15 protein-coding genes and 2 tRNA genes are annotated in these 21,473 nt (G+C 54.8%); 11 read left to right on the forward strand and 6 right to left on the reverse strand.

All coding sequences use genetic code 11. The features are described from left to right. The first annotated feature begins 6 nt into the window (after positions 1-6). The 4 genes from DESU86_RS00610 to DESU86_RS00625 are packed head-to-tail and all read left to right on the forward strand — an operon-like array spanning position 7 to position 3,692. Positions 7-984, forward strand: a complete 978-nt coding sequence (locus DESU86_RS00610; RefSeq protein ID WP_179979276.1) for a phosphate/phosphite/phosphonate ABC transporter substrate-binding protein — start codon at positions 7-9, stop codon at positions 982-984. Then, positions 981-2,450 (forward strand): sensor histidine kinase, encoded by a 1,470-nt coding sequence (locus tag DESU86_RS00615; RefSeq protein ID WP_179979277.1) that lies wholly within the window; start codon positions 981-983, stop codon positions 2,448-2,450. The genes DESU86_RS00610 and DESU86_RS00615 overlap by 4 nt, the downstream gene beginning before the upstream one ends. Continuing rightward, positions 2,443-3,111: a response regulator transcription factor gene (locus DESU86_RS00620; protein WP_179979278.1), complete on the forward strand. Its 669-nt coding sequence runs from the start codon at positions 2,443-2,445 to the stop codon at positions 3,109-3,111. Before DESU86_RS00615 ends, DESU86_RS00620 begins: the two co-directional genes overlap by 8 nt. Next, on the forward strand, positions 3,108-3,692 hold the full coding sequence (locus DESU86_RS00625; protein ID WP_179979279.1) for a GTPase: 585 nt from the start codon (positions 3,108-3,110) through the stop codon (positions 3,690-3,692). Before DESU86_RS00620 ends, DESU86_RS00625 begins: the two co-directional genes overlap by 4 nt. A gap of 379 nt (positions 3,693-4,071) precedes the next feature. On the opposite strand, the gene DESU86_RS00630 is transcribed toward DESU86_RS00625, so the two are convergent. Next, positions 4,072-4,148: transfer RNA gene (locus DESU86_RS00630), tRNA-Pro, on the reverse strand. 231 nt (positions 4,149-4,379) lie between these two features. On the opposite strand from DESU86_RS00630, the gene DESU86_RS00635 reads away from it, so the two are divergent. Then, a complete protein-coding gene (locus DESU86_RS00635; protein ID WP_179979280.1) occupies positions 4,380-5,306 on the forward strand; it encodes a glycosyltransferase family 2 protein in 927 nt (308 codons plus the stop codon). Between the two features lie 14 nt (positions 5,307-5,320). Beyond that, positions 5,321-6,316 carry a glycosyltransferase gene (locus DESU86_RS00640; protein ID WP_179979281.1) on the forward strand — a complete coding sequence of 332 codons (996 nt, stop codon included), beginning with the start codon at positions 5,321-5,323 and terminating at the stop codon, positions 6,314-6,316. Between the two features lie 282 nt (positions 6,317-6,598). On the opposite strand, the gene DESU86_RS00645 is transcribed toward DESU86_RS00640, so the two are convergent. The 3 genes from DESU86_RS00645 to DESU86_RS00655 form a co-directional block, all read right to left on the reverse strand. Continuing rightward, positions 6,599-7,591 carry a DUF362 domain-containing protein gene (locus tag DESU86_RS00645; RefSeq protein WP_179979282.1) on the reverse strand — a complete coding sequence of 331 codons (993 nt, stop codon included), beginning with the start codon at positions 7,589-7,591 and terminating at the stop codon, positions 6,599-6,601. A 383-nt stretch (positions 7,592-7,974) separates the two neighbouring features. Further along, positions 7,975-8,051 (reverse strand) — tRNA-Met (locus tag DESU86_RS00650). A 132-nt stretch (positions 8,052-8,183) separates the two neighbouring features. Next, positions 8,184-8,981 (reverse strand): undecaprenyl-diphosphate phosphatase, encoded by a 798-nt coding sequence (locus tag DESU86_RS00655; RefSeq protein ID WP_179979283.1) that lies wholly within the window; start codon positions 8,979-8,981, stop codon positions 8,184-8,186. Positions 8,982-9,126: 145 nt separating this feature from the next. On the opposite strand from DESU86_RS00655, the gene DESU86_RS00660 reads away from it, so the two are divergent. Beyond that, positions 9,127-9,321 carry a hypothetical protein gene (locus DESU86_RS00660; RefSeq protein ID WP_179979284.1) on the forward strand — a complete coding sequence of 65 codons (195 nt, stop codon included), beginning with the start codon at positions 9,127-9,129 and terminating at the stop codon, positions 9,319-9,321. 188 nt (positions 9,322-9,509) lie between these two features. Here the strand turns inward: DESU86_RS00660 and metG are convergent, their stop codons facing one another. Both metG and DESU86_RS00670 read right to left on the reverse strand, forming a co-directional pair. After that, positions 9,510-11,528: a methionine--tRNA ligase gene (metG, locus tag DESU86_RS00665; RefSeq protein WP_179979285.1), complete on the reverse strand. Its 2,019-nt coding sequence runs from the start codon at positions 11,526-11,528 to the stop codon at positions 9,510-9,512. Positions 11,529-11,732: 204 nt separating this feature from the next. Then, the gene (locus DESU86_RS00670) at positions 11,733-12,827 is read right to left on the reverse strand and encodes a PSP1 domain-containing protein (RefSeq protein WP_179981656.1); all 1,095 of its coding nucleotides are present in this window, start codon (positions 12,825-12,827) and stop codon (positions 11,733-11,735) included. Between the two features lie 346 nt (positions 12,828-13,173). Here DESU86_RS00670 and DESU86_RS00675 point away from each other — a divergent pair, with 346 nt between their 5' ends. From DESU86_RS00675 to DESU86_RS00690, 4 genes are read left to right on the forward strand one after another with little or no spacing between them, the layout of a single operon-like run. Next, entirely contained in the window at positions 13,174-13,731 is a 558-nt protein-coding gene (locus DESU86_RS00675; protein WP_179981657.1) for an HD domain-containing protein, read from the forward strand. Positions 13,732-13,748: 17 nt separating this feature from the next. Continuing rightward, positions 13,749-15,056: an ATP-dependent 6-phosphofructokinase gene (locus DESU86_RS00680; protein WP_179979286.1), complete on the forward strand. Its 1,308-nt coding sequence runs from the start codon at positions 13,749-13,751 to the stop codon at positions 15,054-15,056. A 5-nt stretch (positions 15,057-15,061) separates the two neighbouring features. After that, a complete protein-coding gene (locus DESU86_RS00685) occupies positions 15,062-18,382 on the forward strand; it encodes a UvrD-helicase domain-containing protein (protein WP_179979287.1) in 3,321 nt (1,106 codons plus the stop codon). Further along, the gene (locus tag DESU86_RS00690) at positions 18,379-21,348 is read left to right on the forward strand and encodes a PD-(D/E)XK nuclease family protein (RefSeq protein ID WP_179979288.1); all 2,970 of its coding nucleotides are present in this window, start codon (positions 18,379-18,381) and stop codon (positions 21,346-21,348) included. Before DESU86_RS00685 ends, DESU86_RS00690 begins: the two co-directional genes overlap by 4 nt. The last annotated feature ends 125 nt before the right edge of the window (positions 21,349-21,473 follow it).

A 21,473-nucleotide genomic window follows, 5' to 3' on the forward strand; every position in this document is an offset into this window, starting at 1 on the left:
CATTACATGTTGACGACCGCTGTGGAACCCACGGAAGACGAATTCCCCAGCTATCGGTCCTGGCTTCTGCCGTTGTACGCGGTTTTGATGCTCGGGGGATTCCTTTTCTCAATGATGACTACACCGGATAACGACAAGGCCAATTACCCGGAGTATGGCAATCATTCCGTCTGCGCTCAGGAGGGCGTAGTCTATCGGTTTGCCGTTCATCCTCTCTACAACCCCCGCCGATTGTTCAGCGTCTTCATCCGCATGATGGACAAAATTAACAGCCAGGCATGCGGCTTCAAAGTCCGGCTGGTGGCTTCGCGCAATTACCAAAGCTTCGAGGCCCGGACCCGGAAAAACGACTTTGAAATAACGCTCTCTAATCCTTCACAGGCGCTGCAAGCCGTGAAACACGGATACCGTATCATTGGAAAGATGGGGGATGATTCGCAGTTTTGCGGCATTATTTTTGCGAGAAGGGACTCTGGCATCACAGACATCACGGACCTCAAGGGGAAGGTACTGGCTTTCCCTTCGCCCACGGCCCTGGCCGCCACCATGATGCCTTTATATTACCTGCACAACCGGGGACTTGATATTAAAGATACGGATATGCATTTTGTGGGTTCACAGGAGTCTGTCATCATGAATGTTGTGTTGGGCAATGCCGATGTAGGCGCCACATGGCCCATGCCATGGCAGATGCTTATGCGGGAGCGCCCGGAATTCAGCAATATACTGAAAATACTCTGGGAAACTCCACCGTTGGTAAACAATGCTATTTTGGTGCGTGACGATATGCCGGAAAAAGATGCGCGCATTATCATGGACGCTCTTGTGGATTTAGTAAATTCTCCGGACGGAAGAGAAATTCTTCATGAGCTCACTCTTTCGCGTTTTGAGCGATGTACTGTTTCCGCATATCAACCCGTGGTCACTTTTCTTAAAGACTACATATCCACTTTTCCCAAAGAGCTTAGCGTGCTTCAGCCATGAATAAAAATAACACATTAAGTGTCAGAACAAAACTTGTAGTAAATGTAACCCTTGTTCATTTTGTCCTGATGTCAATTTTTATAGTGGATGTATATCAGCGCCAAAAGGTATTCCTGTCTACAGAGGCGGAATCCTCAACCGTAAATTTTTCACGTCTTATTGCCGAGAACATGTCCTCATGGCTGCTTTCTGAAGATATTATGGGAATGGATGAAGTACTGCGGGCAAGCGTCAAAGACTTCACAGCCACCTATGCCGCCGTGGTCGAGACTGACGGTCGGGTGCTGGTCCATTCCAACCCTTCGCAGCAAGGGCGTTACATTACCGGCCCCGATGCCTTAGTCCTGCTGCGCGGCAAAAAACAAGCGCACATCTGGCGAAAAGATCCCACGTCCATCCACGCCGCGGCCCCGGTGATTATAGAAAATCGGCACTTAGGGTGGGTGCTGTTGGGCACGGATATGAACAGAGTCTCGACCCAATTGCAGACTCTGCGCAACCAAGGTATCGCGTACACCGTGCTTGCCATGATCATAGGCGGGTTGGCGGCATGGCTGCTGGCATCCTCCATATTCCGGCAGATACACCGCATTATGGAGGGCGTGGCCAGGTTGCGGTCAAACCAGTTGACCAGTCACATACCAATTATCGCCAACGACGAAATCGGCCATATTGCTTCAGCCCTGAATGGAGCTATGGACTCGCTGCAAAGCAGCCGTAATGAACTGCAACGCGAAATCAGAGAACATTTGAAGGCAGAGGAACGCATCCACCATCTGACCAGAAATATCATGATGGGCAACGAGGAAGAACGTCGTCGCATAGGTCACGACCTGCACGACGAGTTTGGCCAAAGCGTTGCGGGCTTTGTCTTCGGGCTGCACACTATGAAAGATCTTATCGTTAAGGACCGTGATGGCGCTTCGGAACTGTGCGCCAAATTGGCGGAATGCGCGGAGCGGCTGGGAGAAGATATCCGACGCGTGGCGGCGCACCAGTACCCTGTGGCGCTGGAACACCTGGGGCTGCCGCTCATGATCAAGGCCTTCTTGCAGGAACATGGTCAGCAGCACGCCAACCTCACCTTTACCTCAAAAATAACCACCCTGGAAAAAAGACTTGCACCATATATTGAACTGACGGCATTTCGCATTCTGCAGGAAGCCATGAGTAATATCATTCGCCATTCTGAAGCTACAGAAGTCTCTGTCACCCTTGCCGTAATGCACGAATGGATTTTTTTGTGCATCAAAGACAACGGCAAAGGCTTTAGACAACAGACGGAATACGACCTCCCTCGTGGTGACGTTACCGGCATCGGTCTTCTCGGCATGGCAGAACGCGCCAGTTCTGTGGAAGGTTACCTGGAAGTAACCTCAGCCCCGAATCAAGGTTGTACTGTTGATGTTTTTCTTCCTCTTCTTTTTGTTACAGAAAAAAGAATACAAGGAGAGCGTCATGGGTGACAAAATTCGCGTTCTTATCGCTGACGATCATTCTATTGTTCGCGAGGGTGTACAACGTATTGTCAATAGCGAAGAAGATATGGAGGTAGTGGGTGGCGTCGAGGACGGCAGCCATGTGCTTGATGCGGTACGCACGCTTAGACCAGATGTACTGGTGCTGGATATCTCCATGCCCGACATTTCCGGGATAGAGCTCCTGCCTATTTTGCGGCGTGAGGTGCAAGATGTGCATATTATTGTTTTGTCCATGCACAAAAAGGATGTTCTGGTGCAGCAGGCTTTGGATCAGGGCGCGTTGGGCTTTGTACTCAAAGCATCGCCGCCAAGCGACTTATTGGCCGCCATCCGCACCGTCAACCGGGGCCGTTTTTTCCTGAGTTCGCAAATACAGGCCAACGTAATCAACGGCTACCTGGGCCGCCGCCATTCCACTAAAAATGCTACTACACTTTCCGAAAGGGAGCGCCATGTACTGAAAGGAGTAGTGGCCGGGCATACGACCAAACAGATAGCCCTAGAGCTTTTTCTAAGCCCGCGCACAGTGGAAAAACATCGCGCCAGCCTTATGCAAAAACTCGGCACCAAAAATCTGCCTGAGCTGGTATTCTACGCCATACAAGAAAAGCTGATCTTACCTCTGCACTTTGAGGACGGAGAATGAATCCTGATACCGCCCTCTTGGAAACGCCGCGCTCCACACGGCTGCACATCGGCATCTTCGGCCGGCGCAATATCGGCAAATCCTCTTTGCTGAACGCCATAACAGATCAATATGTCGCCATTGTTTCAGCCATGCCGGGCACTACCACGGATCCTGTAAGTAAGCCGATGGAGTTGCCGGGGCTTGGCCCCTGCCTGTTGACAGATACGGCCGGCTATGACGATCCCTCGGTCCTCGGCACGCTGCGCGTCGACAAGACTGCCTACACTGTGGACCACACGGACCTCGCCGTTCTGGTTACTGATGTGGAGCTCCCCGAAAAAGACGCGGACTTTGCGCGGTCATTGGGGGGATGCCGCTGGTCGTGGTTATCGGCAAGGCGGACGCCTATTCTTTTGCAACGTTACCAGCGGCAAAAAACGGATACGAGAAAAGCTCGGAAAGACTCCCTTGGCGTGCAGCGCAAAAACCGGCGCCGGCATTGCCGACCTGTTGGCGGCCATTGCCAAAAGTGCGCCAGACGGTTGGGACACGCGACCTTACCCCACTGCGTATACCAGCGGGCTTCAAAAGTTTTTTGAGAGCACATCCTTCAGGACGACAATATCAAGAGCCTGTTCGCCTACGAATCTTTTCAGTCGGGCATTCTCATCCTCCAACTGGCGCAACCGCTTTGCATCAAAAATGTCCATCTCACCGGACTTGCTGCGTCATTTGTAAAAGGTCGCATCCGAAATGCCATTCTGACGGCACAGATCGACAACGCGCACTCCAGCCTCGCCTTGCCGCAAATCGCAACAATTTGTTCTTCGGTGAATCTGCTACGTTTCATTCTTGCGCTCCTATGTCAGGAACACTAACGTTTCAATGGCATACTTTTAGGGGGGAAGGTCAATGGCACAAAGCTACAGGGCAACAGAAAAGGGGCTTACGAATTTCTTCGTAAGCCCCTGAACTTTCTGGTCGGGATGAAAGGATTTGAACCTTCGACCCCTTGAACCCCATTCAAGTGCGCTCCCAGACTGCGCTACATCCCGACAAGAAAAAAATAAAACAATTTCACAATATAAGCAATAAAAAATCACAAGCCTCCTGGCAAGCACTTATGCTTAGAAGTGACAGCGGTTTGATTTTTTATTTAATATGCCATAAAAAATAGCTTTCGTGAATATCACAAAATACAAAAGGAAACTGACGGCACAACCTGCGCTGCCCTTGAGCGCTACTCCAGGCGCCATTTTAAGATAACCGCAAAAAAGAGCACTTATATGGGATGCGCCCAGGATCTGATCACTGTAATTATTCCGGCGTATAATTCTGGCAAATATATAAAATTTGCTTTAACCAGCCTTGAAATGCAGTCACATGCAAATTTTGAGGCTCTGATTATTGACGGCTCAACTGACGACACATCAAACCTGATTGCAGATTTTGTCCATTCTGATCATAGGTTCAAAACCTATAAGATACAAAACTTAGGCCCCGGCTTTGCACGAAACTTTGGAATAGACAAGGCGACAGGAAAGTATGTAACTTTTATGGATCATGATGACATAGCTGCTGAAACCTGGTTAAGCAAGCTGTATGCCATCTCCCAAAAAGAAGAAAATGAGATTACTTTTTGTTCAGGATTTGATTTTTCGGGTGAGACTGTTTCCCCTTTAAAACTGCCAATAATTACAAATTCTGTTTATACTCTTAATGATACAATTCGCAAACAAATAAGTTGTATATTTATTGCACCATGGCTGAAACTCATGCCCTTAGACTTTATTAAAAAAAATAGTCTCAAATTTTCTTTGGATAATAAATTTGATGACGTATTGTTTCATTTTTGCGCAATACATGCTGCCCAAAAAATTGCTTTTACTGAAGAAAGACTCTATTATCATCGTGTTCACGCCTGCTCCATAAGCAGTGAATATTTTGCAAATAAAGATTTATTTTTCTATCATTTCAAAACACTATATGATTTAATTTTGCATAAACATGACAAAAAAATTATAAATAGATTTATGTATTTTTTGAACTTGTATTCCGAACATGTTGCATCAGAGCACGTCTACATAAAAACATACAATAAAATAACTGAATATTTAGATCAAAACAATCACGATGCAATACTCAATGCAATTAAATCTCTATTTTTCTTTTCTTGGAAGCTTTTTTTGGACAAACCGATAAAATTCAACTGAGCAGGATTACGTATATGAATCCGCCCGTTCTTAATATCACCATACCTGTCTTTAATCGGTTTCATTTTACGCAAAAAACAATTCTAGCCTTGCGAAAAACGGCCACAAGCATTCCTTTTACCGTGACCGTTGTTGATAATGGAAGCGAACCTGCTTTACGAGAACGGCTGGTAGAATTGCGCAATCACGGCTTGATTGACAATCTTTTTTTGCTCCCCTGCAACATGGGTATTTCTTGCGCTTGCAACATTGGGTGGAAATCTGTTGATAGCCCATTCTACATGAAAATTGATAACGACATTGAATTTATTGATCCCAACTGGCTGGACAAACTCTTTCAACTCTGGTCACACGGGCATCCATTGTCTACCCTTGGCCCCGCATTAACCCCTGCACGACTTAGGCAGAATCCAGGGACCATTGAAAGCCCGGATGGTATTTTGGGTATTTGCACTGAAAACTTGCCAGGGGGCGCCATTATAATACCCAAAACGGTCTCAGATGTTCTGGGCTACTGGAGCGAAGACTACGGCCTTTACGGGGCAGAAGATGGGGACTACGGGGCGCGTATGAACTGCGCTGGTTTTTTTCAGTATTATTATGATGACCGAGATTTTTTCATACACCACGGTTCCTATGGAAACACGGAGTACGAAGGAACAGGGCTGGACAAGTCAAAAGAGCATAGGAACCTGTTTAGGGATGAGGCTGGTGGCGCTGGCTTATTTGTTTTGAACAATTATCTCTATAACATGTGCATACGAAACTGGAATGTGCCTTTGCGCTACCGCATAAAAGACATGAATGGATATAATGTCGTGTTGGAAGAGAATCCGGAATATGCACATGTGCAAACAGCATTGCAGCGTAGCAAAAAATTATTGGATGGACTGCGCAATACAGGTCAAAATTACAGCATGTTTTCCGATGCCGTGGTGTCTCGTCTAAAAAAAATATGGGAATCTTGTGGCCAAGCGTGCTCAATGCAGCTCACTACCCCTTCCCTTTAGAGGAAATCAACCTTCAGAATGCACTTTTTTTGCGTTGTTGCCGCCTCAGCATCAGCGCTTAACAGACCAACAAACGGCGCCTGAGTCTTCACCGGCAATGTCGCTCTCCTTTGCGGTAGCTGGATACATACGTAATGCCAGTTTGAACAGTTTTGAGCACGCGTAAAAAGCCGTCAAAAAAAGAACTTGTCTGAATCTCTTTCTTGCTACCCAGAATTTTACGAATTAAATAAGCTGATTATGGATTTGCGCTGTTCCCTGCCAAGATCGAATCCGCGCCTGTCATGCGTCAACGCCCACAAGTGTATACTGCTGACGGCCAATCTCGAGTGATTCGGCGTAATCCAGCAAGTGTACCCCATTGCGGGATTCAATACGCTCGCGCAATGAAACGCTTTTTTCGCTGTCAGCGGCGTAAATAAGGTCAACGCAGGCCCGATCCAGGGCCACAGGGTCAAAGGACGCCAGAACGCCAATGTCGTCCAGTTCTGGAGGTGCAGGGTTCTTGTCGCAGTCACAGTCAATGGACAGATTGTTCATCAGACTGACATAAACGATTCTGTCCGTACCCAGTGTTTCAACTACTGAACCTGCCGCTTCTGCCATTGATTCCAGAAACAGTTCTTTTTTTACCTTGTAACATCGGATGAATTTGCCAAGGGCCCGCGTTTCTCCGCCGGTATGAATCCACATTTTTCCTTCAGCGGAAGCAATGCCGATGGCCACATTCTTGATAGCCCCTCCAAAACCGGCCATGGAGTGTCCCTTAAAATGGGATAAAATCAAAAAGGAATCGTACCTGGCAAAGTGCGCGCCAACGAAATTTTCATTGATGTGTTTGCCCCGCGCAAAAGGCAGACTGATGGAGCCGTCTTCGTCCAAAATATCAACCGGAGCAATATCCGTAAAACCGTGTTCCTTGAGCGCGACCATATGGTCTGCCGTGGTAAAGCGCTTTCCTGCATAGGCGGTATTGCACTCAACAATGGTTCCGCCCACAGACTGCACAAGATCTTTGATCAACGCTGGCGCGGGATAGTTCTGGCCACCCGGTTCTCCAGAATGCAGCTTCACCGCCACCCTGCCCGGCAACGAACGGCCCTGCATCAAATGGCCATAGATTTTTGTCAGCCCGCTGGAGCTGATGTCTCTGGTAAAATATACTGTTGCGCCTTCCGCCGCGTTGGTCAAAAAACCTTTGCCTGTCATGGCCACTGCCCGCAACATTGCCGCGTCCTTTTCAGTGAGGGCGCGCCTGGAACTTGAGCTATCCATTGTATTTTCCTCGCCCTGTAAAATCAGACCGGTTGCCCGCAGGGCAAGGCTTCGAGTCTTCAGCTTTGGCCAAAGGCCATTTTACGCTGAAACTGCCCTGCAACCGGATACACAGGCGCTCACCGTGAAGAAGTGGCAGGACGTCTGCGCGCGGCTGCTCCATGGCGGGATAAGCCGTAACCTGTGAATGCCTGCTTTTAACGGTAGCCCGCGCCAAGGGCGCATCCAGCCCCAAAATGGCCATGGGGCCATTGTGCTGACGCGCGACGGCCCCAACCTGGATAAAAAACGAGGCGCTTATGCTTCTGTGTACAGTTAACGTACCCATCGAAGCATAAGCGCCTTTTATTTTTGGCACTTAGTTTGAAGCGCCCATACTATCCTGGTAGCAAGGGAGGGATTTGAACCCCCGACACTGCGGGTATGAACCGCATGCTCTAACCAACTGAGCTACCTTGCCGTGTGCCGCCCTCAGGCAGCGCGACGATTTAAATATAAGATTTGCCCTGCCTTGGCAAGCAAAATTTTTCCAACACCCTGCCCCCTATCAATTTTCATCCTGAGGCATTGGGCAGATGAGGTGACGTGTGGCTCAGTTCACCATAAAATAATACACAAAAGGCGCGATGAGCAGCCGGTAAACGGCAAAGGGCACCAGGGTCATGCGCCCCACCAGAGCAACAAAAACCTTCACCGCCATTAAGGCCGACACAAAGGATCCGATCATTCCCACAAGAAAGAAGGGGATGTCGGCAGAAGTGAACATGCTCAGGTTTTTCAACAAATCGTAGCCAGTGGCCGCCACCATAATGGGCACAGCGGCAATAAAGGAATACTCCGCCGCCAAAGGCCTTTTGGCCCCCAAAAGCATGCCGCCCATTATGGTTGCCGCTGAGCGCGAAAAACCGGGCCAGAGGGCAAGGCACTGAAAGCAGCCTATGCCCAGAGCCAATTTTGGCGTCATATCGTCAAGGGTGATGCAGGTTGTCTTGAACTTGCGCTTTTCAACAAAAATCATGCACAGAGCGCCCACAACCAGAGCAAAAAGCACGGTGGCCGGACGGAACAGGTATTCCTTGATGTAGGAATGCAGCAGAAGGCCAAGAACGCAGGCAGGCAACGATGTAATAATAAGCAGCGTAATGCCGCGCATGCCCGCAAAGCGGACATAGGGCTGAGGGCGAACCAGGCCCCAAAACCGCTTCCAGTAAAGCACCACAACCGCAAGAATGGCCCCTAGCTGAATAACAACGTCAAAGGTGGCCGCCTTTTCACCGGCAAAACCGAGCAAATCGCCAACAAGAATGAGATGGCCGGAGGAAGATACCGGCAAAAATTCTGTCAGTCCCTCAACAATGCTCAGAATAAAGGCAGTGAGCAAGTTGTCCATAGCTGGCCTCTGTATTGCGCGCCGTGCGGCGAATCGCTGGCTTGGGCGTGTAGGCGCGTGGCGGGCACCGCATACTCGCGTATTGATGTTCCGTTATTGCCAAAAAACGGTCAAACGGTTATTGGTGAAAAAAAGGACGTATGCCATGAATACCATTATGCCGCAGGGCGAGCTGGTACGTAAAGCCGCCGCTTACCTGTCGGAAGAACGCGCGCGCCATCCTCATAAAAGCCTGACCACACTGCTGGATGAAACAGGCATGCGCTTCAACCTTACGCCGCTGGATGCCATGGCCCTGGAGCGTCTGTTTCAACAAAAGCCCTGCAGCAAGGCGGACTGATCCGCCCGGCCTACCGGGAACCGCGTCAACCACGCGATCAGAGCTACTTTGAAATGTTCCGCATTTCAATTGGTCATTCTGCCTCAAAATACGTTTTTCGGCAGAATCCACTCCACGTTGTGCGCGCAGCACCCTCGCGCAGCGTCAGAGCATGCCCTTTTCAAAGGTAACATGCTCCAAGCCGGGCACTACGCTATTTCACTGCCGTTGGGAACGTCGGAATCCAGCCCCAGCAGGGTCAGGGCCGAATCATTGCCAGCCGTAAGCACCATGCCATGCGACATGAGACCGCGAATCTTGCGCGGCTCAAGGTTAAGCACGGCGCAAACACGTTTTCCCACCATTGCCTCAGGTGAATAGTGCTCGGCCAGGCCGGACAGGATCTGGCGGGGCTGCCCTTCACCAAAGTCAATTTCAAGACGGAGGATGCGGTCGGCATTGGGATGCTTTTCAGCTACCAGCACCGTTCCTATACGCATGTCCAAAGCCTTGAAATGGTCAAAATCTATGTTCGGCTTGCCGGCTGCCGCGCCAGCCTGATCCGCCACAGCCTGATCCGCGCCGATGTTCACGGCCTGCGGCTGGCTGTTGGCCGCGTTCAGCTGCTTGGCGGCTTTCTTTTCCGCCTTGGCGGCCTTGGCTTTTTCGGCCTCGCCGGAGTCCTTTTTCACCTCGATGCGCGGGAAAAGATTTGAGGTCTCGGCCACCACAGTGCCTGGCGCCAGCCCGTCAAAATTGTCCATCTCGGCTTCCAGAGCATGCACGGGAGGCATACCGGGCTCCACAGGCTGGCCGAGCTGTTCCAGCATCTTTCCACAAGCCACCGGCATAACGGGCCACAGACACACTGCCGTTTTGCGCATGGCCGCCAAAAGCACATACATGACAGTGGCGAGGCGCTCCATATTGCCCTGCTTGTGCAAGGCCCAGGGCGCCTGACTGTCCACATACTTGTTCAGGGCGCGCACCAGTTCCCACAAAGACTCAAGCCCTTGGGAAAACTGCACGTTGTCGAAAAGCTGACTGAAGTTGCGCATGGCCGTGGCGGTCAGTTCAATAATGGCTTCGTCCGACTCGTCAAAACCCTTGGGGGCGGGAACCCGGCTGCCGAAATACTTGGCGGTCATTGAGAGCACCCGGCTGAAAAGATTGCCCAAATCATTGGCAAGGTCAGCGTTGATGCGGCTGGTCAGGGCCTCATCGCTGAAGCTGGCGTCCGACCCGAAGTGCATTTCACGCAGCAGAAAATAGCGGAAGGCGTCCGCGCCAAAGCGCTGGCTCATGGCTTCGGGCTCAACCACATTGCCAAGTGATTTTGACATCTTGGTGTCACGCACAAGCCAGTAGCCATGCACATCAAGATGCTTGTACTGGGGCAGACCAGCCGCCTTGAGCATGGTGGGCCAGAACACGGCATGGGGTTTGAGGATATCCTTGGCAACAAGGTGCTCGCCCGGCCAGAAACGCTCAAAGTCCTTACCGTCAGGCCAGTTCAGCGCGCTTATATAGTTGATAAGGGCGTCAAACCAGACATAGCACACATAATCCTTGTCAAAGGGCAGCTCTATACCCCAGGTCAGCCGCGATTTGGGCCGGGATATGCACAGGTCTTCCAAAGCGCCGGATTCCAGCATGGCCAGAACTTCCGAGCGGTAGCGCTCAGGCCGGATAAAGGACGGATTCTGTTCAATGTGCTCCTTGAGCCAGGGCAAATATTTGGACATGCGGAAAAAATAGTTCTTTTCGCTGATGAATTCCGGCTTGACCAGGTGCTGCGGGCAAAGGCCGTTTTCCAGTTCCTTTTCGGTATAGAAGCGTTCACAGCCATAGCAATAGTAGCCGCCGAACTCGCCGAAATAAATGTCCCCTGCATCGTAAACTTTCTGCATAAACGCCTGCACCGAGGCCTTGTGCGCCTCATCGGTGGTGCGCACAAAACGGTCATTGGCAACATCCAGCTTGGGCCAGAGAGACTGAAAAAGGGCGCTGATGCCGTCCACAAATTCCTTGGGCGATTTACCTACTTTTTCAGCAGCCTGCACGATCTTGTCGCCGTGTTCGTCCGTGCCCGTAAGAAAGAGCGTGTCCTGCCCAAGCAGCCTGTGAAACCGGGCCATGGCATCAGCTACGACAGTGGTATAGGCATGTCCCAGGTGGGGCTTGGCATTGACATAGTAAATGGGCGTCGTGATAAAAAAGGTGTTCACTCAAGGCTCCGTAGGCTTGCTTGGCTATTTTGTTCTCTATATCAGAGCATTCTCGCTGAACCGTTCGGGCGACCGCATGGCTGGCGCTGGCGTGAAGGCGCGAACTCAATGCAACCGCGTGGCCACGTCAATGGCGTGGTCAGGCGCCGCAACGAGCGAGATCGCAGACCTTATGAACGCGCTCTAAAATTACTCTGCCCTGAATTACTCTGCCCTGCTGTGCGGCTTGCGACGCCGCTTGCGGCGCGGCTTGCCAGGGTCACCCTGCCCGCCGCCAGCATCACCATTGGCAGCGTCATGGCTGTGGGCGAGTCCCGCATCATCAGGATTGCCATTTTCCTGACCGCGCGGCGAATCAGGCTCTTCATGCGGGAAAAGCTCATCCATCATATCAAGCTGATCAAGATTGTCCGGCGCGGCGGAAACTACCAGCAGGCCGTCACCAACCTGAGGCTTGGGGGTCTGACGTGGCTGATTTTGCGGATTTTGCACGGATTCGGGCCTGTGCGGCGAAAGGGCCTGCCACTCCTCAAGCGTGAGCTCAAGCTCTTCATTGGCCTCGGTAAGCACGGCCAGCGAGTTGCGGAACATATTGGCCCGCAGCACCTTCATGGCGCCTTTGTCTGTCTGGTATTTCTTGCCGAGCCGGGGGCAGTTCTTGTGGAAGTGATCGTAATTTTCCTGCTCATACGAAAGACAGCAGAGCAAACGGCCGCAAATACCGGATATCTTGGCTGGATTGAGAAAAAGGTTTTGCTCCTTGGCCATGCGGATGGTCACGGGCGCAAATTTTCGCAGGTAACGGCGGCAGCAGCAGACCATTCCGCAGTTGCCCACAGCGCCGACCATCTGGGTTTCGTGGCGAACGCCGATCTGCCGCAGCTCAATGCGGGCGCGGTACTCGCGCACAAGGTCCTTCACAAGGTCGCGAAAATCAATGCGCGAAGGCGCTGTGAAGTAAAAAATGAGTTTGCTGCGGTCAAAAAAAACTTCCACATCCACAAGCTTCATATCCAGATCGCGCTGGCGGATGCACTGACGGCAAAAGGCTTGCGCCTCCCTGCTCAATTGCTCGTTGGCCTCACCGCGCCGCACGTCTTCGGGACTGGCCAGCCGTAAAATCTGCGGCAGCGGTTCTTCCTGATTGGACAGCGGATGAGCCGGGCCAGAGACAATGACAGCCAGCGCATGCCCCTGTTCGGCTTCAATAAGCACATGTTCCCCCGGATTGAGACCGGCAGGACCACTGTAATAGCTTGTCTGGCCAAGCGCTCGAAAACGCAGGCCATATATGGGCATTGAGGTCACGGTGCAAAACCTTGTGAAACGATTTCCAAAAAAATTCTTTTCGGTCATAAAAAGCCCGCTGTCAACCGTACCCCCCCCCGAACAGGGCATATGACAAGCCATTACGGGCAGAACTACCGCGCTTCGGAGACAGGCTGGCGGCGGATCGCCAAACAGGGCTTGGCGGAGTTTAGCCCTGCAATGCCTACTTGTGCAAGCGCATCGGCAAAGCGGACGCACTTATGGGGAATGGTCGCGGATATGTTACCATTGCACGACGAAAGGGGGCAACACGCTGGCCCGACTTGCCTTCACCCCTGCCCTGCTTTACATTACGGAGAATACAGGAGCTATCATGATGATACAAAGAAATGAAGCTTTGCAGCTTCTCGCTGCCCATGCCACACCTCCGTCCCTCATGCAGCATGCCCTGGCCACGGAGGCCATCATGCGGGCACTGGCGCGCCATCTGAACGAAGATGAAGATGTCTGGGCCATTACTGGCCTGCTGCACGATCTGGACTACCCGACCACGGCGGAGAACCCGCAGCGTCACGGTCTGGACAGCGCCGACCTGCTGGCAGACAAGTTGCCCGAACCAGCCCTTGCCGCCATACGCGCCCACGCTGCCGAGATGAACGGGGGCAGAGCCGAGAGCCGTTTCGACTATGCGCTGCGCTGCGGCGAAAGCGTTACCGGCCTTATCAGTGCCGCAGCCCTCATGCGCCCCACGGGCATTGAAGGCATGGAAGTAAAAAGCGTCAAAAAAAAGATGAAAGACAAGGCCTTTGCTGCCAGCGTCAGCCGCGAGAATATACGCCAGTGTGCCGAAGCCGGGCTTGAACTGGACGCCTTTCTGGCTTTGGCCATTGAAGCCATGCGCGCCCACGCCGATGAGCTTGGACTGAGCAAATAACTTACCGCGAGGCCCACATGAACAAAGAATGCACCCTGCATACAGGCATCCACACCCTCGGCCCCTGCAAGCTGGATTCTCACCTGCCCTACCGCACCTGGGCCGATGACAAATCCATACAGATATTCGTGGATGAAGAACTGACCGAAGATGCGGGCGAGCCTTTCAGTGTTTGCCTCGAGGCCGCCGGGCCGCGCCGCAAGCTCTATTTTGACACCACGCGGGCCAAGTGCGCCATAGTCACCTGCGGCGGGCTGTGCCCAGGTATCAATGACGTCATACGCGCCATTGTTATGGAGGCATTTCATGCGTACAACGTGCCTTCAATTCTGGGCATTCCCTACGGCCTGGAGGGCTTTATCCCCAAATACGGGCATACCCTCCAGGAACTGACTCCCAAGAGCGTGGCGGACATTCACCGCTTCGGCGGCACCATGCTCGGCTCTTCGCGCGGGCCGCAGTCCGCCGAGGAGATTGTGGATACGCTGGAACGCAGCAACGTCAATGCCCTCTTTGTCATCGGCGGCGACGGCACGATGAAGGCCGCGCGGGCCATCAGCAATGAGGTGCATGCCCGCAGCCTGAAGATTTCCGTCATTGGCATCCCCAAAACCATTGATAATGACATCAATTTCATTCCGCAGTCCTTCGGGTTTGAAACGGCTGTCTTCAAGGCCACAGAAGCCATCGAGTGCGCTCATACGGAAGCCTGTGGCGTGCCCAACGGCATTGGCCTTGTAAAGCTTATGGGCCGGGAATCGGGATTCATCGCCGCCAGGGCCGCGCTGGCCCTGAAGGAAGTGAACTTTGTGCTCATCCCTGAAGCGCCGTTCTCCCTTGAGGGTGAGGGCGGCCTGCTGCCCGCACTTGAAGAACGCCTGAAATCGCGCGGCCATGCCGTCATTGTCGCTGCCGAGGGCGCGGGCCAGCACCTGCTGGCAGAACAGAGCGGCACGGACGCTTCGGGCAACCCCGTGCTTGGCGACATTTCCGAATTGCTGCGCATGTCCATCAATACCTACCTTGACGCCCGCAACATGGCCCATTCCATTAAATACATTGACCCAAGCTATATCATTCGCTCCATCCCTGCCAACGCCAATGACAAGGTGTATTGCGGCTTTTTGGGCCAATACGCCGTACACGCGGCCATGGCTGGCCGTACGGATATGGTGGTGGGAAAGATTCAGGACCGCTACGTGCATCTTCCCCTGGAACTGGTCACGCGCAAACGGCGCAAGCTGAACATCTATTCTGATCTGTGGCGGGCTGTGCTTGAATCAACGGGTCAGGGCATGCTCAAGGGCATGCTGCCGCCCATATAGCTTCCATGCAGCATTTACGACAAGTCAAAGCATCCGCCGGATCGGGAAAAACCTATGAACTGACGCGCTGCTTTCTGCAACGCCTCATCAGCAGCGGCGCTCCGGGCAGAGCGGCCTCTCCTGCCTGCGCCCTTGTGTATGGCGGCCCCTGCGGCTGGGGCGACATTCTGGCTGTCACCTTTACCAATGCCGCTGCCACCGAGATGCGCGAGCGCGTGATCAGACAGTTGAAAAGCGCGGCGCTGGGCTACCCCATGCAGGGGCTCGACCTTGACCCGGCCACGGCCAGACGCTGGGTTGACGCCATTATGCGCGACATGAGCGCGCTGAACATCCGCACCATTGACAGTCTGCTGCACCTCATCGTGCGCGCCGCCTCCCTGGAACTCAAGCTGCACCCGGACTTTCAGCCTGTTTTTGCCACTGAAGAGGCGCTGACGCCCTACCTCGACCTTTTGCTGGAAAAAGCCTGGCAGGGTGACGAAGGCATGCGCGAGCTCTTGCGCCAAGTCTGCCGGGCCATGGTCTGGCACGGGCAGAGCAAGGGCTTTCTAGCTGGCGAAAAGCTGCTGCACCAGTTGCGCCCCCTGCTGGACAGCGCCCTTTTGGGCGATTTTGGCGAACTTTCATCGTATGACGAGCTTGATGCGCGGCTTGCCTTTCTCAACGAAACCGCAAAAATGGCCGCCGCACGTTTGCTGGAAGAGGCCCAACGGCAGAACCTGCCCTGGCTGGCAAACGCGCTGAAGGCCATTCAAGCATGGGCCAATGGCGATTATAAGCCCTCCGCCTATCTGACCAAGGACGAAGCTGCCCAGGTTTTTAAAAAGGGCGCGAACATCGATGCCGAGGTGGAGCGGGCCTATGTGGTCTTTTCCCGGGCAGCCGGGGCATGCCTCGCGGACGGGCAGATCCTGCGTCAGGCCCTGCGCCTTGAGCCTTCCATCCGCATGGCCCGCATCCTGACATCGGCCTTTGCGCACAATCAGGAGCAGGAAGGCGCGCTTCCCGGCCTGCTTATTCCCCATCTGGCGCGGCAGGTGCTTGAAAGCGATTACGGCGTGCCGGACACGCTCTGCCGCCTGGGCACCCGCCTCAGTCATTTTCTTGTGGACGAATTTCAGGACACCAGTCAGGAGCAATGGCGCGCTCTTCGCCCTTTGGTGGAAGAAGCCCTTGCACACGGCGGCTCACTGACCTGGGTGGGAGATGTGAAGCAGTCCATCTACGGCTGGCGTGACGGCGACCCGGAACTTTTTGACGGAATCCTTGCCGACAGGGGCCTCACCGCCATTGCCGCGACTACCTGCCGCGACAGTCTGCCTTTCAACTGGCGCAGCAGCCGACAGGTGGTGGAACACAACAACGCCCTCTTCTCTCCGCTGGAACAGCCGGAGACGGCACGGGCGGTCATGAGCGCTCTTTTGCCGGGCGATATGCCGCCAGACCTGCGCGAAGAAATCATGAATTCTTCTGTGGCGGCGCTGGTCAGCGCCTTTGAGGGCACCACCCAGCAGTGCCCGGAACATGCGCCTCAAGGCGGCCTTGTGCAGGTGGAGGATGTGGCGGCCGACTCCGCCGATCTTCTGCGCGGCGCGGTCTTCGCACGGCTGAGCACGATACTGCACGAAGACATAGCCCCGCAGCGCCCCTGGTCTGACGTGCTGGTTCTGGTGCGCAGCAACGATGGGGCCGCGCGCCTGGCCGACCATCTGGTGCGTCAGGGCATTCCCGTCATTACTGAAAACAGCCTCCTCCTTGCCGCCCATCCCCTGATCATACAGACTGTGGCCCTGCTTGCCTTTCTTGACAGCCCTGACGACAATATCGCGTTTTTGACGCTGGTAACGGGCAATATGTTCCATGACCATGCGGAGGCCGCCGAGCTTGCCAACGCCAATCTGGACGGCTGGTGCGCCCAACAGAAAAAAGGCCTTCTGTACCAGAACTTTCGTCAGCGCTGGCCCCGCATCTGGCAGGCCCTGCTGGCTCCGTTCTTCAGCCAGTCCGGCCTGATGACGCCCTATGACACGGTGCTTGAATGGTATGCGCGGCTTCAGGTGGAGCAGCGCTTTCCCGAATCAGCCACCTTTTTGCGCCGCTTTATGGAAGTATTGCACAGCGCCGAAGAAAAAGGGCTTGCCACATTGTCCACCTTTCTTGAACACTGGAACGCCAAAAATCACGAAGAAAAAGTTCCCATGCCGGAAAATATGAACGCCGTGCGCATCATGACGGTGCATAAATCCAAGGGGCTGGAAGCTCCCGTGGTTTTCGTTCCCTTTACCGGCCTGAACATCTCTGTTTCCGACAAGCCCATGCGCGAAGAGCGCCAGGGCCTGAGCATGATGGTGCGTAACCAGAAAGCCCTTGGCCGCCCGTATTACGAAGAACTGGCCCGCCAGGCGCGGGAAAGTCTCAATCTGCTCTACGTGGCCTTTACCCGGGCCAGAGACGCCCTGTATGTCTTTCGCACAGCGGCAAAACAGCAATCGCCTGTTCTGGCGGGGCTGGACATTCTGTGGGATCGCGCGGGCTGGCAGCCACCCTATACGCTGGGCAGCCTGCCCCCTGCCCCGGAAGCTGGCGCTGTCAGCAGCGCGGAACAGCCGTCCGGCGCTCCCATAATTGAAGACTCCCTTTGCGCGCACGCCAATGAGAACGCATATGCCGTGCAGGCAGCGTCGAATGAACAGGCCATTGCTGCGCTTGCCCCTGCTCCGGCTCCGTCCGTTCCTGAAGACTGGCGGCCCATGCAATGGCTGCCGCGTCTGAAAATTTTCCGCAATCCGCTGGAGGCCTTTACCTTCAGGCCCAAGGACAGGGGCAACTTGCTGCATTTTTGTCTGGAACACCTGCGCATCACCGACAATCCACAAAAGGACGCGCAGGCCGCCCTGCACTTCGGCCTGCGCCACTATCCCCTGACCGTGCCGGATGAGGCGGACATCCATCAGGGCGTGACCGAAGCGTTGCGCTGGTTTGCCAGTCAGCCGCAGTCCGCCCGCTGGCTGGCAAACGGCTGGCCGGAACACTCCATCATGACCGACGACGGGCGCCTTTTGCGCGTGGATCTGCTGGTGCGCGAACACTGGGGAACACTCGTTCTAGACTACAAAAGCGGGCAGCCCGACGCCGAGCATGTGGAGCAGGTGCGCAAATATCTCGCCAGCCTGAACCGGGATGCTGAAAAGGAACAAACGTCTGCCAGGGGGCTTCTGGTGTACCTTGATCAGCAGCGTTTTCGCCTTGTGACGCTGGACACCGCTTCGGAACTGGTTTCAGACTGCCAGGAAGTATTGCCCACGCAAGAAGGTCAGCCATGAGCGCCTCTCCTTTTTTGATTTTTCCCTGGCAGCGGCCCTTTTTGCCTGCCCTCAAGGATCACTTGAACGAGATCACCCATGGCCGCCCCGGATCGGCCCTGCTGCTGGTTCCGCACAACCGCCCCTGGCGCTATCTTGTGCAGCTCTACGCGGCCGACGGGTACTCCGGGCTTTTGCCCAAGGTCATGACCCTGTCCGATGCCGTGGCCTCATGGCGCGCCTTTGACAGTTCCGCACCGCTGCATACGGCCAACACGCTGGATCGTGTGGCATTGCTGCACCAATGCATCAACGCCCTCGCCCGTGAAGACAGCAGCCTGGCGGCCCGCTTTGCCCGTATGGACATGGCGCTCTTTCTGCCCTGGGGGCTGCGCCTGGCGGCCTTGCTGGAGGAAATGTACGGGCAACTGGTGGAAATAACGGACATCAGTCATCTGGAAAATGAAGTGGCCGCTCCGGCGGCGGCCCTGCTGGGCGCGCTGGGCCGTATCAGCAAGGCCTATGAGGCTGCCCTGCTGAGCAACAGCTGGACAACGCCGGGGCTGGACATCTTCACTCTGGCCCGCAGCAACCCGCCAGTTCCGCCCCTGTTTGCTCCTCGCCCGGATCGTCCCGTGCTCATAGCGGGTTTTTCGCTGCTCACAGGCGGAGAAGACCAACTTTTGAAGCGGCTTTGGCAGGATGGAGCCGAAATCTGCCTGCACGGCGATCCGGCCCTTGCTGCAAACACGGGGAACGTCCATTGGGCCTGCGAGGAGCAGGCGGCATGGCTGCGCCGCTGGAACGCGCGGGCAATGGCGGCCATGGCCCTTACCGAGCAGGAAAAAACCCACCAGCCTCGCTACCGTTTTTTTGCCGGCTATGACTGCCATTCCCAGCTTGCCGCCTTGCGCCGCGACCTGGGGCCTGCAGCCGACACCCGCCAGCCCGGCGTTGACCCCGCAGAGGCCGCCTCCACCGCCGTGGTGCTCACGGACAGTTCGCTGCTCATGCCGGTGCTGCACCATTTGCCGGACAAGGACGTCAACATTTCCATGGGCTATCCCCTGGATCGTTCACCGTTGAACCGCCTGCTGGACGGCATGTTGCGGCTTCAGGCGACCAGAAGCGACGACGGGCGCTATTATTGGCGGCAGGTGCTGCAATGCCTGCGACATCCCTATGTGAACATGCTGCGCACCCAGGATAAGGACGGCAATCCCCTGCTCCTGCGCGACGCGCTGCGCTTGCTTGAAACGCACATTCGCGAGGGTGCGCGGTTCGTGGATATGGACGAGGCCATGCGTTCCTGCCGGTCACAGCTTCCGGAAGCTCTGGCCCTGCTGCTGGAGGAAGCGCTGGACGTTCTGCTGCATGCGCCATCCGCAGCCAGCACCACAAAGCACATGGCCGACGTTCTTCAGAACCTGTGCGCCTTTTTACGCAGTCGCGGCGGCGAGATGTGGAAGCACTTTCCCCTGGACGCGGAAGCCATGTACCGCCTTACGCGGCAGGCCGTGCCCGTTCTGCGTGAAAACCTTCTGTCGCAAACAGACTTTCCGCTCATCACGCTTCAGGGCATGGTGCGGGAAGCCCTCGGGCAGGAGCGTATTCCCTTTGAGGCAGAGCCCCTCACGGGCTTGCAGGTGCTTGGCATGCTTGAAACACGCCTGCTGCATTTCGACCGGGTGTTCATTATGGACGCCACCGACGACAAACTGCCCGGCAATCCCGCCCAGGACCCGCTCCTGCCCGACTCTTTGCGGCAAACCCTCGGGCTGCCGGACTCACGTCGTCGTGAACGAGCCGCTGCGCACACCTTGTACCGGCTTTGCGCCGGAGCACATGAGGTGGCCTTTTTCTGGCAGGAGGGCATCAGCCGTTCGGCGCTTTTTGACGGCAAAAAAAACCGCAGCCGTTTTGTGGAGCAACTGCTCTGGCAGGAAGAACAAAGGCGCGGCGCATTGCTCGCCCCCGGCGAAGCGCCTCTTGAAACCGCAAGCTGCGCGGTACAGGCCGCCGCCACTGAAACAAAAATTCTCACGCGCGGGGCTGAACTCAACGCCGCCCTGGAGCGTCTGCTCCGCAAACCGCTCTCCGCCACCCGGCTGGACGTCTACCTTCAGTGCCCCCTGCGCTTTGCCTGGCAGTATCTGTGCGGACTGCACCCGCCGCAGGAAATTAATGAAGGTGATGACCCGGCTGCAGTGGGCACCTGCATTCACAATACGCTCAAGGCCCTTTACGAACCCTATCTTCACAGGCTTGTCCGCTCTGGCGACATCTCTGCGCAAACAGTGCGCGCCCGTTTTTTCGAGCAGCTGGAAGCCGCGGATCTGCGCCGTCTGCTGCCAGCCGACAGTTGCCTGATGCTTGAAGAAGCGGCCCCCATGCGGCTCATGCGTTTTCTGGCAGGCCAGCCGGACAACGTGCTTATCATGGCTCTGGAAAAGGAACTTAAAGCAAGTCTGCACCTTGCCGGGCGCGACTACGACTTTGTCGGCACCGTGGACCGCGTCGATCGCCGGGACGGCCTGCTGTACATCCTTGATTATAAAACCGGCGCCATCAAAAAGCATGACGGCAGCCTGTGGACTGACCTTTCCTACTTTGCCCGTGCCGAAAGCCTTTGCGATTCGCTGATAGCGGACGCCACAGTAGATCCCGCCCGGCTGGAACAGCTTGAAGAGCTTTTTGACGAACTGCGCACCCGTCTGCCCAGCCTGCAGCTACCGTGCTATCTGTCCATGGCGGGAGCCTGCGGCATGGCCCAATTGGGCGACGCTGCCCTGGTTGAACTGCGTGACTCGGGCAAGGAGCACCCCCTGTTCGGCGGTCTTGTGGACGATGACCTGAACGCGGCCCTGGGATTCTGCCGTTCCGCCCTGACCCTGACCCTGATGCATATGGAACACGCCTCCAGTTTTTCGGCCCGACCTGACAAGCATTGCCAGTGGTGCCCGTATTCTGGCCTTTGTTCCATATAGATACCGGGCTGTTGGCGCTGCGTATAAAAGTGTTCACAGGGTTATTGCATCTTGTGAAAATTGCAGCTATTGTCGCCCTAATTTATATATGGGGGATATCTTGACTAGCGCCCGAAATGGTGTTG

It is taken from the genome of Desulfovibrio sp. 86 (genome assembly GCF_902702915.1).
GTDB lineage: Bacteria > Desulfobacterota > Desulfovibrionia > Desulfovibrionales > Desulfovibrionaceae > Desulfovibrio.

Coding starts and splice junctions, on each gene's coding strand:
- DESU86_RS00610 (WP_179979276.1), top strand. CDS start 7: ATGTTGACGACCGCTGTGGAACCCACGGAAGACGAATTCCCCAGCTAT.
- DESU86_RS00615 (WP_179979277.1), top strand. CDS start 981: ATGAATAAAAATAACACATTAAGTGTCAGAACAAAACTTGTAGTAAAT.
- DESU86_RS00620 (WP_179979278.1), top strand. CDS start 2,443: ATGGGTGACAAAATTCGCGTTCTTATCGCTGACGATCATTCTATTGTT.
- DESU86_RS00625 (WP_179979279.1), top strand. CDS start 3,108: ATGAATCCTGATACCGCCCTCTTGGAAACGCCGCGCTCCACACGGCTG.
- DESU86_RS00635 (WP_179979280.1), top strand. CDS start 4,380: ATGGGATGCGCCCAGGATCTGATCACTGTAATTATTCCGGCGTATAAT.
- DESU86_RS00640 (WP_179979281.1), top strand. CDS start 5,321: ATGAATCCGCCCGTTCTTAATATCACCATACCTGTCTTTAATCGGTTT.
- DESU86_RS00645 (WP_179979282.1), bottom strand. CDS start 7,591: ATGGATAGCTCAAGTTCCAGGCGCGCCCTCACTGAAAAGGACGCGGCA.
- DESU86_RS00655 (WP_179979283.1), bottom strand. CDS start 8,981: ATGGACAACTTGCTCACTGCCTTTATTCTGAGCATTGTTGAGGGACTG.
- DESU86_RS00660 (WP_179979284.1), top strand. CDS start 9,127: ATGAATACCATTATGCCGCAGGGCGAGCTGGTACGTAAAGCCGCCGCT.
- DESU86_RS00670 (WP_179981656.1), bottom strand. CDS start 12,827: ATGCCCATATATGGCCTGCGTTTTCGAGCGCTTGGCCAGACAAGCTAT.
- DESU86_RS00675 (WP_179981657.1), top strand. CDS start 13,174: ATGATACAAAGAAATGAAGCTTTGCAGCTTCTCGCTGCCCATGCCACA.
- DESU86_RS00680 (WP_179979286.1), top strand. CDS start 13,749: ATGAACAAAGAATGCACCCTGCATACAGGCATCCACACCCTCGGCCCC.
- DESU86_RS00685 (WP_179979287.1), top strand. CDS start 15,062: ATGCAGCATTTACGACAAGTCAAAGCATCCGCCGGATCGGGAAAAACC.
- DESU86_RS00690 (WP_179979288.1), top strand. CDS start 18,379: ATGAGCGCCTCTCCTTTTTTGATTTTTCCCTGGCAGCGGCCCTTTTTG.